At 39.4% G+C, this 12576-nt stretch carries 9 protein-coding genes and 1 pseudogene; 5 read left to right on the top strand and 5 right to left on the bottom strand.

Going from position 1 to position 12576, the window contains the following annotated elements; all coding sequences use genetic code 11:
• The 5 genes and pseudogenes from ACE3PQ_RS03020 to ACE3PQ_RS03000 form a co-directional block, all read right to left on the bottom strand.
• Positions 1–273 (bottom strand): annotated as a pseudogene (locus tag ACE3PQ_RS03020) (efflux transporter periplasmic adaptor subunit); the annotation flags it as partial.
• Between the two features lie 10 nt (positions 274–283).
• Positions 284–1483 carry a TolC family protein gene (locus tag ACE3PQ_RS03015; RefSeq protein WP_374295111.1) on the bottom strand — a complete coding sequence of 400 codons (1200 nt, stop codon included), beginning with the start codon at positions 1481–1483 and terminating at the stop codon, positions 284–286.
• 48 nt (positions 1484–1531) lie between these two features.
• Positions 1532–1981 carry a hypothetical protein gene (locus ACE3PQ_RS03010; RefSeq protein ID WP_298892662.1) on the bottom strand — a complete coding sequence of 150 codons (450 nt, stop codon included), beginning with the start codon at positions 1979–1981 and terminating at the stop codon, positions 1532–1534.
• 95 nt (positions 1982–2076) lie between these two features.
• Positions 2077–3369: a DUF4113 domain-containing protein gene (locus ACE3PQ_RS03005; protein WP_374295116.1), complete on the bottom strand. Its 1293-nt coding sequence runs from the start codon at positions 3367–3369 to the stop codon at positions 2077–2079.
• Entirely contained in the window at positions 3366–4028 is a 663-nt protein-coding gene (locus tag ACE3PQ_RS03000; RefSeq protein ID WP_374295109.1) for a LexA family protein, read from the bottom strand. The genes ACE3PQ_RS03005 and ACE3PQ_RS03000 overlap by 4 nt, the downstream gene beginning before the upstream one ends.
• Before the next feature lie 266 nt (positions 4029–4294).
• On the opposite strand from ACE3PQ_RS03000, the gene ACE3PQ_RS02995 reads away from it, so the two are divergent.
• The 5 genes from ACE3PQ_RS02995 to ACE3PQ_RS02975 are packed head-to-tail and all read left to right on the top strand — an operon-like array spanning position 4295 to position 11784.
• Positions 4295–5869: a type I restriction-modification system subunit M gene (locus tag ACE3PQ_RS02995; protein ID WP_374295107.1), complete on the top strand. Its 1575-nt coding sequence runs from the start codon at positions 4295–4297 to the stop codon at positions 5867–5869.
• Complete coding sequence (locus tag ACE3PQ_RS02990; RefSeq protein WP_374295105.1) at positions 5869–6900, top strand: virulence RhuM family protein; 1032 nt, start codon at positions 5869–5871, stop codon at positions 6898–6900. The genes ACE3PQ_RS02995 and ACE3PQ_RS02990 overlap by 1 nt, the downstream gene beginning before the upstream one ends.
• Positions 6897–8102, top strand: coding sequence for a restriction endonuclease subunit S (locus ACE3PQ_RS02985; protein WP_374295104.1), 1206 nt, complete (start codon positions 6897–6899; stop codon positions 8100–8102). The genes ACE3PQ_RS02990 and ACE3PQ_RS02985 overlap by 4 nt, the downstream gene beginning before the upstream one ends.
• 17 nt (positions 8103–8119) lie before the next feature.
• Positions 8120–8851 carry a hypothetical protein gene (locus ACE3PQ_RS02980; protein WP_374295103.1) on the top strand — a complete coding sequence of 244 codons (732 nt, stop codon included), beginning with the start codon at positions 8120–8122 and terminating at the stop codon, positions 8849–8851.
• Positions 8851–11784, top strand: coding sequence for a type I restriction endonuclease subunit R (locus tag ACE3PQ_RS02975; RefSeq protein WP_374295114.1), 2934 nt, complete (start codon positions 8851–8853; stop codon positions 11782–11784). Before ACE3PQ_RS02980 ends, ACE3PQ_RS02975 begins: the two co-directional genes overlap by 1 nt.
• Positions 11785–12576: the final 792 nt, after the last annotated feature.

The following is a 12576-nucleotide window of genomic DNA, read 5'->3' as shown; positions in this document are numbered from 1 at the left end:
TGGTTTATCTTTGTGATAACCATAGACACGTAAATGCGGTTCTACACCTTCTTCAAAAATCTTGACCTCGACCGAGAAATCACCGTCACGGTATAAGCGTCCCCCATGAGGACCTTTTTCGTCGCCTGCTACAGTCACTTTTGCTTCGCTTGTTTCGCCGTGCCCAGTTGCCGACTGAGATGTATTGCCTGTTTTATACCAAGCAACAGCACATAGCACGATAAGTAAAGCGATCACACCTGAAGCAATCAATGTGTTTTTAGATTTATTCATAGCCTTATCCTTAATCTTGGTCTAAGTGAGAGACATAGTTTTTTTCAAGCGCTGCAATCTGATTTTGCAATGCCAACCACAAATCAAACCGACCAAGATGTTTTTCCAACCAAATTTGCTTAGTGCTATTAAATTCCAACAAAGAAATTTTTCCTGCCTGATAGCCTAGTTCGGCAATTCGCAAATGCTCATCTACAGCAGGTAATACCGTGCTGTCATATTGTTTGATTGCATCAATGAGATTTGAAATTTCAATCGACTTATTTTCTAGCTCAATTTGAGCGTTGCGATTTGCCCATGCAGATTGAGTTTCAGCATTGGCTTCAGTCGCTAGAGCTATAGCAATATTTCCTTTATTTCGATTGAATACAGGAAGTGGAATTGAGGTTGAAACTAAAAATACCTTGTCATTGGTTTCTTGATAATTTCGGACACCTACGCCAACAGTAATGTCGGGTACAGCTTCTTTTTTTGCCAATTCAAGCTGAGTTTTTGCTAACTGAGTTTTGAGAACATTTTCTTGTTCCAATAAACTCACACGATCAGCAAACTTAAAATCTAAAGGCACGTCAATTGCTTGGTTGGGCAAATTAGGAAGATATTTAGCACAAAGATTTTTTTGATATTGAATCTTCTTTAGCTCATTTTGATGACGTAAAGCTGATTCTGCGGATAAGGCTGAACTTAATTGTAGATCAGAGGGAATGACGCGTCCGTACTTTAACTTTTCAGTGAGTATATTGACTTGCCGTTTATACAATTTGCTTTCAGTTGAAAAGATTTCCGCACGTTGTGTTGCAACATACCAATTTGACAGGCAAGCTCTTAATTCAGCTTTAAGTTCTGCCTGACGTTTTACAATCTCGAACTGGTTATTGTTGCCCTGAATTCCAGCCAATTGTTTGCGCAACTTTAGCTTATTATTCAGGGGAATATCTTGAGAAAGCCCAATCATGGTCGAAGGACCATCGAGCTCTTGAAGGTCCGAATTACCTAAATTATCTAGCTCAAGATTGAAAGTAGGATTATTTAATCGCCCAGCGTATTGCTGATTAACAGCATACGCAGACTGTGATTGTTGCAAACTTTTGAGAATTGCATCGTTTGCGAATACCTGTTGTTGTAGTTGGGCATAATTTTGCTCTGCAAAAACTAATGTTGCCATGACTACCAAACCACAGGTAAGAAATATCTGATAAATTTTAGACATGACTATACCTATACAAAAAAATGAAAGATTATTTTTTGTATAGAAAAATCAATTTCTTAGGACGATAAGATTTTTAGAGTAGGTATAAGAATTGCGTAAGAGAAATATTCGTTTCCTAAAGTCAAATACTCGAATCTGTTGTTCAGATAACTTTAGGAATAGAAAAATAAATGCCGTAATAAAACTAAGAAGAAACACGGGGTCTAAAGCTAAGTCATCATCGGCGTGAACTGGTTTTACTGAATGGTGATATGGAGGTTCATCATAGCTTGTCCAATGATGAACTTTATTATCATCTACAGCGACTTTATCATCGTGTTCATGATGTTCTAACGACCATAGACTCAAATTTTCAGATTGTGCTGAAATGCTTAATTGATGTTGATGGTCTATATTTTTAGCAATAACTGGTGCCCATGAGTAAATACCCGTAGTTGTTAATGCAAACAAAAACAGGAAGAATACAATAATAAGTCGTAGAAACTTAGAATGAGCCATAATTTGATCTAATCTAATTGCAGATTGAGAATACTGAATAACCTATCAAAAGTAAACCTAAATGCTAGTTTGTATTTAAGAAAGATTCTCAAGCTTTAAATTTTTAGCAACCCATCCAAACTGAAATAATTCTGCGTCAAACGATCTCGGCTCATACTCCAAGCACGATTTGGTAGATAACAACCACTCAATGCAATTTTAGATTTGCCGTATTTGCCTTGGATCGCTTCATAGGCTTGCATGAGATTTTCGTTTTTCTCATGTTGACTATGGTCACTGAGCAGATCAAAAGTCATATTGGATTTCGGCGATAATGCGGAGAGATGTACACCACACTTTTTATAGGTCACACCTTCTTTATAAATTTTCTCAAGTAGCTTCATAGCTGTACTGACTAAAACCGTGACAACATCGGTTGGCTCTGAAAACTGATATGACGCTGATTTTCCGTAGTAAGGCTGATTCGCATCAAATGGATTTGATTGTACAAAAGCAATGATACAGCCACACACAGCGTCTTGTTTTCTCAAGCGTCCGATCGCATCTTGTACGTATCTACACATGGCTTCTTTGAGATGATTAAGTTCAGTGATTCTATTGCCAAAGGATCGACTGGCGACGATTTCTTTTCTTGGCGATGGTGCGTATTCTAGGTCAATGCAGGAGAAACCGTTTAGCTCCATCACAGTACGCTTTAATACCACTGAAAAATTATTTTGAATATGTTGAGGGCTGGCAAGCGCCAAATCCAAAACCGAATAAATCCCCATCGCATTCAGCTTTTTATTTTGTTGGCGACCAACGCCCCAAACTTCACCAACCTCAATTTCTGCAAACATTTGTTCTTTAATCAGTGGATCAAGTTCTAATAAGTTACATACCCCATGAAAACAACTATTCTTTTTGGCGATATGGTTTGCAAGTTTGGCTTCAGTTTTCGATGAGCCTATGCCAACACTAACAGGCAAGCCAATCCACTTAAGGATTTTATTTTTCATGTCAAAAGCATAATCACTCACATCATGTAGCTTGGTGTACTGTGTTAAGTCTAGGAAACATTCATCAATTGAATAAATTTCTTGATCATTAGGCGCAACATAGCTTGCGAGTATCGAATGAAAGCGTTTTGACATTTCCGCATACAGTGCATAGTTGCTGGAGAGGACTTTGACATCATGTTGTTGTACCACGTCTTTGATCTGAAATAGTGGTACACCCATTTTTATACCTAACGCCTTTGCTTCATTACTTCGAGCAACCGCACAACCATCGTTATTACTCAACACGATTACAGGGCGGTCGTTGAGCTTTGGATCGAATACACGTTCGCAACTGACATAGCAATTGTTAATGTCGATCAGTGCAAAAATACGATCACGCTTCATTATCTAAACTTCTTAATTACAGAAGTCACCACACCCCACAGCGTTGCCGTCTGACCTTCTTTAAAATGAATGTCAGGATAATCGGGATTATCCGCAGCGAGCCAAATTTCACTGCCTTTCATGACCAAGCGTTTTAGCGTGAAATCGTTGTCAATCAATACAAGTACAATATCATCGTGCTTGGGAGTCAGGCTTCGATCAACAATGACTTTATCGTTAAGATCAATGCCAGCATTCAGCAATGATAAGGATTCCACTTCGATAATAAAGGTCGCTACTGGATTTTTAATCAGGTACTCATTTAAGTCGATGGTTTTATCAATATAGTCTTGCGCAGGTGATGGAAAACCCGCAGCGACCTTTTGCATTGCTACTGGTATTGCAAGCCGTGTTTTCGCTTCCAGAGCAATGATCGAACTCACTTCATTGTTGATCTTAATTTTGGGTAAAGATAAATACCGCTTCACGTCTTCCGCTCGTGAGAGAGGGATGCGTATGACTTTTGACGGCTCATCATATTTTGTCTTACGACCTGCACCATCACGTTTGCCACCGTGCGTATTGGCTGATTGAGAGTCATCCGATTTGCTTTGTTTAGATTGTGCACTGTTAGATTGAGCCCTGTTAGATTGCGCAAGGTCATGTGGTTTCGGTTGAGTCATAAGCACACCATGATACTTTTGATTACGATATTTTGAATACGTTACATAATCAAAATTATAAACTGAATCGACAAACAAACAATATCCGCATGATAGCGAAATGCGATACACAAAGAATCTAGGCAAGCGCATCATCACGACACAATCTGTCTTGAAGCTTTTCTGATATCGCTCGGAAGGTTCGATTAACTGATGCAATGCGATGCTTTTATGTTTAGAATCAAGACATTCATAGAAGCTGATTGAAATGCGGATACTTCCTAAACATGACACAAGTGCAACTACAACAGTTACAAAAACAACTTTGGAATATCGCCAACGACTTACGTGGTAAGATGGGCGCAGATGAGTTCCGTGATTACATCCTCGGATTTATCTTCTTTAAATATCTTTCTGAAAAAGCCGTCAATTTCGCTGATGCCTTGCTTGCCGATGAAGGGGAGAATCTCCACTACGCAACGCTTGATGCCAGCAATGCTACCCATCAAGACTACATCGAAGCCATTCTAGAGAACGCCATCGCCGAAGTTGGCTATGCGCTCAAGCCTGATCAGCTCTTTCACAGCATTGCGCTACGTGCTCGCCAAGGTCAGTTTATCCTTGATGATTTGACCAATACCTTAAAAGCCATCGAACTCAGCACACTTGGTGCTGAGTCCGAAGATGATTTTGCGCACTTGTTTGAAGATTTAGACCTGAACTCGACCAAGCTCGGCAACAATGCAAATGACCGCAATGAGTTGGTCAGTAAAGTCATTAGCCACCTAGACAATATCGACTTTGATCTGAGCAATACCGAAGCTGACGTACTCGGTGATGCTTATGAATACCTGATTGGTGAGTTTGCTTCAGGTGCAGGTAAAAAAGCAGGGGAATTTTATACACCACAAACGGTATCGACTTTACTGGCGAAGATTGTCACGCAAGGCAAAACTCGTTTACGTTCGGTCTATGACCCGACCTGTGGGTCAGGTTCGTTGTTGCTACGGGTCAAGCGTGAAGTGAGCGACGTCGATATGATCTACGGTCAAGAGATGAATCGCACCACTTATAACTTGGCACGCATGAACATGATTTTGCATGATGTGCATTTTGCCAAGTTCGATATCAAGCAGGAAAATACTTTAACCCGTCCACAGCATTTAGATAAAAAGTTTGATGCGGTGGTGGCGAATCCGCCATTTTCTGCAAAATGGTCTGCCGATCCGTTATTTTTGCAGGATGAGCGTTTTTCTCGTTATGGCAAGCTTGCACCAAGCTCCAAAGCGGATATGGCTTTTGTACAGCACATGCTGTATCAACTGGATGACAATGGCACAATGGCAGTGGTGCTTCCACACGGCGTTTTATTCCGTGGTTCGAGTGAGGGCGTGATTCGTCAGTATTTGATTGAGCAGATGAACGTGGTGGATGCCATTATTGGCTTACCTGCCAATATTTTCTATGGTACGTCTATTCCGACCTGTATTTTGGTGCTGAAGAAAAACCGTGAGCATAAAGACAATATTTTGTTTATTGATGCCAGCAACGAGTTTGAGAAGCAGAAAAATCAAAACAAGTTATTGCCTGAGCATTTGGATAATATTATTGGCGCATTTGAAAACCGTCAAAATATTGAAAAGTATGCGCATGTGGCGACTTTGCAAGAAGTCAAAGAAAATGACTTTAACCTGAATATTCCGCGTTATGTCGATACTTTTGAAGCTGAGGATGAGATTGACCTTGATGCGATTGCTCAAGCTTTGCAGGCTTTGGAAGTGGAAAGTCTGAATACCGGTAAAGTGATCAGTGAATTTTGTGCTGAGCTTGGCATTGCTTCGCCCTTTTCGGAGGTCAAGTAATGGTGGATTTTTTAGATGATGATAGTCAAAATTTGATTATCTACAACACGGAAGATGGTCAAAGTAAGGTGTCGCTCTACGCTCGTGACGGCAACATTTTTATGAGTCAGGCACAGCTTGCAGAACTTTTTGACACCTCTGTACAAAATATAAGCAATCACATTCTAAATATATTGAACGAAAAGGAATTATTAGAAGATTCAGTTATCAAGGATTACTTGATAACTGCCACAGATGGCAAATCTTACAGCGTGCGCTTTTATGCCCTAGATATGATTTTGGCGATTGGTTTTCGTGTGCGCAGTATTCGTGGTACGCAATTTAGAAAATGGGCAAATACCCATCTCAAGCAATATCTTGTCAAAGGCTTTGTGGTGGATGCAGAGCGTTTAAAAAATCCTGATGGTCGCACAGACTATTTTGATGAACTACTTGAGAAAATCCGTGACATTCGTGCATCGGAGAAACGCTTTTATCAAAAAGTGCGGGATTTATTGGCATTGTCTACAGACTATGATTCGACGGATAAAGCCACACAGATGTTTTTTGCGGAAACCCAAAATAAGTTACTGTATGCCATCACCAAAATGACTGCCGCCGAACTGATTCTCTCCCGAGCGGATGCAGATAAGCCCAACATGGGACTGACCAGTTGGAAAGGTTCGATCGTGCGCAAGGGTGATATAACTATCGCCAAAAATTATTTAACTCATAATGAAGTTGATAGTTTAAATCGCTTAACGGTGATTTTCCTTGAAAGTGCGGAACTTCGTGTCAAAAGTCGTAAGGATTTAACACTGGGATTTTGGCAGAATAATATTGATCAGTTGTTGACCTTTAATGATTTTCAGATATTGCCGAATACGGGTGGGCGTAGTCATGCGCAGATGGAGAAACAAGCTAAGTTGATTTATGAAACCTTTGATCAAAAGCGTAAACTGCATGATGCCAAACAAGCTGATGCAGAAGACCTCGCCGAGCTGGTACAGCTAGAACAGCAAGTCAAACAGAATAAGGATAATCAAAAATGACTGTGCCAAAGTTAAGATTTAAAGAGTTTGATGAGGATTGGATGTTAACAACCCTTAATCAATTATCTACAAAAATCGGAGATGGAATCCACGCTACTCCTAAGTATGATGAAAGTGGGACAATTCCTTTTATTAATGGCAATAACTTGGTAAATGGTAGGATTGCTATTAATGAAAATACAAAGCGTATCAGTAGTGAGGAATTTCAAAAATACAATCAAATTTTATCTGACAGAACCTTATTTCTCTCTATCAATGGAACAATCGGAAATTTAGCATTTTATAAAAATGAAAAAGTTCTGTTAGGTAAAAGCGTCTGTTTTATCAATCTAAAAAATGATCTAGACAAGAAATTCATTTACTTATTATTACAGTCGCCACAACTGACGAAGACTTTAAATTCTGAACTGACAGGAACAACAATTAAAAACCTTTCATTAGCTACGGTTAGGAACTCAGAATTTTATTGTCCAATAAAAGCAGAACAAACCAAAATCGCCTCTTTCCTTTCCGCAGTCGATGAAAAGATTAGCCAACTCACCCAAAAACATGAGCTACTCAGCCAATATAAACAAGGCATGATGCAGAAGTTGTTTAGCCAGCAGATTCGTTTTAAAGCGGATGATGGTAGTGAGTTTGGGGAGTGGGAAAAAGTGAAGCTTGGAAGCTTGCTAATTAAGCATGACGAAAAAACAGAATTTAATAATCAATATCCAGTGCTTACTTCATCTAGACACGGTATTTACTTTCAAAAGGATTATTTTGCGGGGCAAGATGTAGCAAGTGCAGACACTACAGGATATAACGTTGTTCCATATGATTATTTTACTTATCGACACATGTCAGATGATTTAGTATTCAAATTCAATATTAATACAATTTGTCCTAAAGGTATTGTGAGTACTCTTTATCCTGTGTTTACAGTAAAAGACGAGCATTTAAATAAATATTTTTTGCAGACTATTTTAAATGAAGGACAAGAGTTTAAGAATTTTGCAATCATGCAAAAACAAGGTGGTTCAAGAACCTATATGTATTTCTCTAAATTATCAGAGCTGGTTTTAACAATCCCTTGTCTTGAAGAACAAACCAAAATCGCTAACTTCTTATCGAGTATCGACCAAAAAATTGAAGTCGTGGCACAGCAAATTGAACAAGCGAAACAGTGGAAAAAAGGCTTGTTGCAGCAGATGTTTGTGTAAATAGAAGGATTTTCATAATGGCTATTTTAGGTAAAGAGCTTATAACCGGTTTAAAGCAAATGGTTTCAAATCTGCCGAAGAGAGATTTGATGAGTTTTGTTGAGGTAATGAAGCGTACTGATAAAAATCTAAATGCTTCATCTAATATTTCAATTGAGACAGGCTGGTTTGGAGCTTGGATTACAGCATTCTCTCCACATGAGGTGGATGAAAATAATATAGATGCACACATGATCGTTTATCTAGAACGTGATTGGGATCAGTGGAAAATTGATTTGGTTGCTGAACATCCCAGTCGAAAGCACATATTGGAAGAAGCTTTTCGATTACATGAAGAAGAGCGTTATATAGCATCTATCCCATTATTTTTTTCTCAAGCAGATGGTATTTGTCAGGATAGGCTAAATGGGATTAGTTATTTTTCAGCATCTAGAGGAGAGCAAAAAGCTTATGAAAAAATAATAGAAATTTATCAAAAAATTGAAGGAGATAACATTAATAGCGTTAAATTTTTACTTGATACATTTCGTGCAGAGCAAAATCATAGCACAAAGACCATAATTAGTCGAAATTCAAAAAGGGTATCGGAATCAGAAAAATTTCCAAATCGTCATGGAATTTTACATGGAGATCCAAATCACTTGAATTATGGAACTAAAGTTAACAGTTTGAAAGCTTATTCTTTTTTACTTTATATTGATTTTATACTTTCAGAAATTCAAGAACAGCAGGCTAAAGATAGTAGATAATTATGACTCAAAGTGAATACCAACTTGAAAACGACTTGATCGACCAACTGGTGCAACTCGGTATGAAGCGTGTCAATGTCCACAATGAAGCACAGCTCCTCGCCAACCTCAAAAGTCAGATCGAACGTGCCAACGGTATTCCGCCTTTATCCGAGAACGAGTGGAAACAAGTCTGGAGCTATCTCAATAACGGCACGATATTTGAACGAGCCAAAAATCTGCGTAATAAATGCCCTGTCAGCTTTGACAATGGTACAAGTCGGCATATCGAGTTTTTATTTAGCGAGCACAGTAAAAATCATTTCCAAGTCAGCAATCAAATCACCATCGACCCACAAAACGGCAGTCAGCGCACCTATCGCTTTGATGTGACGATCTTGGTTAATGGTCTACCTTTGGTACAGATCGAACTGAAAAAACGTGGCATGGAAATCGCCGAAGCCTTTCATCAAGTGCATCGTTATAGCCGTGAAGCCTATAGCGCAGGCTTGGGCTTGTTTCAGTTTATTCAATTGTTCGTCATCAGCAACGGCGTGAATACACGCTACTACGCCAATGGCACCAATAATATTGCCTTTATTTTTCCGTGGACGGATTTTAGCAATACGCCGATCAATGAAATCGTGGATTTTGCCGAAGTATTTTTAAATCCTCAGCATCTCACAGACATGCTCAGCCAGTATATGGTACTGCTCGAAACCACACAGCAACTCATGGTACTGCGCCCTTATCAAATCTATGCAGTGCAGAAGATCGTTGAGCGAGTACAAACAAGTTCAGAGAATGGTTATATTTGGCATACCACAGGTTCAGGCAAAACCCTGACCTCGTTTAAAGCCAGTCAGATCATTATGCAAATGCCCGAGGTGGAAAAGGTACTGTTCGTGGTCGATCGCAACGATCTCGATACGCAGACCGCCAAAGAGTTTAACCACTTCAAGACTGATAGCGTGGATAGCACCACCAATACCAAAACACTGGTCAATCAACTCGATCAACAGCATGACAAGCTGATTGTCACCACACTGCAAAAGCTGAATCGTGCCATCAGCACCGATAAATATAGCGAACACATCAACTATCTTCGGGATAAAAAAGTCGTGTTTATCTTCGATGAATGTCATCGCAGTCAGTTTGGTGAAACCCATCGCAATATCAAAAAGTTCTTTCACAATGCGCAGATGTTTGGTTTTACAGGCACACCGATCTTTGATGACAATAGCCAAAGCCAAGCAGGATTAAAGCTCACTACGGATTATCTGTTTAACGAGCGACTGCATCAGTACGTCATTGTCGATGCGATCCGAGATAAAAACGTGCTTCAGTTCCAAATCGACTACCGAGGTAAATACACCGCCAAAGGCATGCAACAGTCGCTTGATGGTGTGGACGGTCAAGCGGATGATGTTGGGCAAGCTGATGAAGTGGAAAAAGTCGAAGGCATTGATATCAAAGAGCTGTATGACAATCCAAAACGACTAGAAATGATCGCTCGCTATATCGTGGATCATCACGATACCAAAACCAAGCAACGTGATTTCACTGCTATGTTTTGTGTGAGCTCAGTGGATACATTGATTAAGTATTATGAGCTATTCGAGCAAATCCAAGCCGAGAAACAGCAACACGATGAAGCGCAAGGCAAGCTGTTTAAACCGCTAACTATTGCCACAATTTTTTCCTATGCTGCCAATCAAGATGTTGAGCCGACAGCGGACAACTCAACACAAAATCAGTCAGGCATGCTTGATGAGGAAAATATCGACATTCCAACGCAGATCAATGTATCTAATCGGGATAAACTCGATCGCTATATAGCGCAGTACAATGCCAAGTTTCAAACCAACTATAACTCAGGCGAGCAGTTCTACCCTTATTACCGTGATATTGCTGATCGCGTTAAAAAGAAAGAAATCGACATTTTGCTAGTGGTGAATATGTTCCTCACAGGCTTTGACTCCAAGCCATTAAATACGCTGTATGTCGATAAAAACCTAAAATATCATGGCTTGATCCAAGCCTTTTCCCGTACCAACCGTGTTTTTAATGAAAATAAACCTTTTGGCAATATCGTCTGCTTCCGAAATCTCAAACGTGCAACTGACGAAGCACTGGCATTATTTTCCAACAAGCAAGCGAAAAGTATTGTATTGATCCGACCTTTCGCTGAGATCAAGCAAGATTATGAAAAGGCAGTGAATGCCTTAAAAGAAATTACACCAACAGAGCAGACCGTTGGACTACTGCAAACTGAAGATGAGCAACTGGAATTTATCAAAGCCTTCCGTGAAGTGATGCGATGCCATGCGCAGCTACAAACCTTTGTGGAGTACGATCAAGATCAGACTGGACTGGATAAACAACAATTCGCTAATTTTGCATCAAAATATAGCGACCTGTGCCGTGCGGTAAAAACCACTACGAAAAAAGACAAAGTGTCGGTACTGGATGATGTGGATTTTCAGCTTGAGCTACTGCATAGCGACCGTGTTAATGTTGGCTATATCATCCAACTGCTACAGATGGCAGTCGATAGCAAAGATGAACAACTACGCAAGCAATATGAAGCACAGGTGCTTGATCTAATTGGCAGTGAAGTCAGCCTGCATGACAAACAAGAGCTGATACAGAAATTCATTGATGACACCATGCCGAGATTGATCAATGGAGAAAAGGTTGAGGATGCCTTTGCCAAGTTTTGGGATGTGGAAAAAGAAAAAGCCTACCAAGCCTTATGTGAAAAAGAAAATCTCAATGTCTCTGAATTTGCAAAAATGATCAATGATTATCACTATACCAAACGCATTCCACGTAAAGATGAGCTGACCAAATTGCCCAACTATAAAATGAAGTTGAGCCAACGCAGTAGCATCCTCGATCAGTTGGTTGCGCAGACTCGTGCTTTTATCGAGAAGTTCTATATGGGGTGGTAGTGGATGTAATAGATTGCCGAAATGCTTATAGGTGATATACTTTGGACTGCTCCTGAGTTTAAATCCAAAGACACCAATTAAACTCGCTCTGAGGCTGGCTAAGGGTAAAATGATTTTCGATCGTATTTTAACTTTGCATCATTGATAAAGATGCTTGCATAAAATACTTGAAAACTAGATTTTTGAATCTTTCCAAGTAGCTAAGCTAATTTGATTTAGGCGCCATTTTTTTAAGGCGAGCGGCCTCTTTAAACTCGTGAAGCTTAATTTGTAGGCTGCTTTCTGTTGATGGGGAGTAATGTAGAATCGTGGTTAGATTTTCAAAATAGATGTGACCATTAAAGATATTGTTGCAGATTGAATCTACTAAAGTGTCCATCTCTAAATAAAATTCTACTAGGTACTTATATTTATAATACAAATTTCTATGATCTTTATGCTTGATTCCGACCTTATCTAGTAAAAACATAGCAGCATTTGTGCATGTCTTAAAAGATTCTAAATTATTAATCGTTTTGGTATCGGGAACTTCATATAGCGGAGGACCTTTATCCATGTCATCTTTAATATTCAATTCTTTAACTTTGACAATAAAAAAAGCACCAATATAAGATACACAATCAGAAACGTTGGAGAATATAATTGGAAGGTGGGCAGAGTAAAACTTGAAGTGCGACATAAACCACCTAATTAATTTAAAGGGTTTATGGAGTATATAAAATTGTCATACCATCATCTTAACTTTGAAGATCGTACTGCATTAATGCTTGAGTCAAGAAAAGAAGGCTTTTC

This window comes from Acinetobacter sp. (assembly GCF_041911495.1).
GTDB lineage: Bacteria > Pseudomonadota > Gammaproteobacteria > Pseudomonadales > Moraxellaceae > Acinetobacter.
Note: the sequence above shows the minus strand (reverse complement) of the source record. Positions and strands in the feature narration are given on the sequence as shown.

Coding starts and splice junctions, on each gene's coding strand:
- ACE3PQ_RS03015 (WP_374295111.1), bottom strand. CDS start 1,483: ATGTCTAAAATTTATCAGATATTTCTTACCTGTGGTTTGGTAGTCATG.
- ACE3PQ_RS03010 (WP_298892662.1), bottom strand. CDS start 1,981: ATGGCTCATTCTAAGTTTCTACGACTTATTATTGTATTCTTCCTGTTT.
- ACE3PQ_RS03000 (WP_374295109.1), bottom strand. CDS start 4,028: ATGACTCAACCGAAACCACATGACCTTGCGCAATCTAACAGGGCTCAA.
- ACE3PQ_RS02995 (WP_374295107.1), top strand. CDS start 4,295: ATGACACAAGTGCAACTACAACAGTTACAAAAACAACTTTGGAATATC.
- ACE3PQ_RS02990 (WP_374295105.1), top strand. CDS start 5,869: ATGGTGGATTTTTTAGATGATGATAGTCAAAATTTGATTATCTACAAC.
- ACE3PQ_RS02985 (WP_374295104.1), top strand. CDS start 6,897: ATGACTGTGCCAAAGTTAAGATTTAAAGAGTTTGATGAGGATTGGATG.
- ACE3PQ_RS02980 (WP_374295103.1), top strand. CDS start 8,120: ATGGCTATTTTAGGTAAAGAGCTTATAACCGGTTTAAAGCAAATGGTT.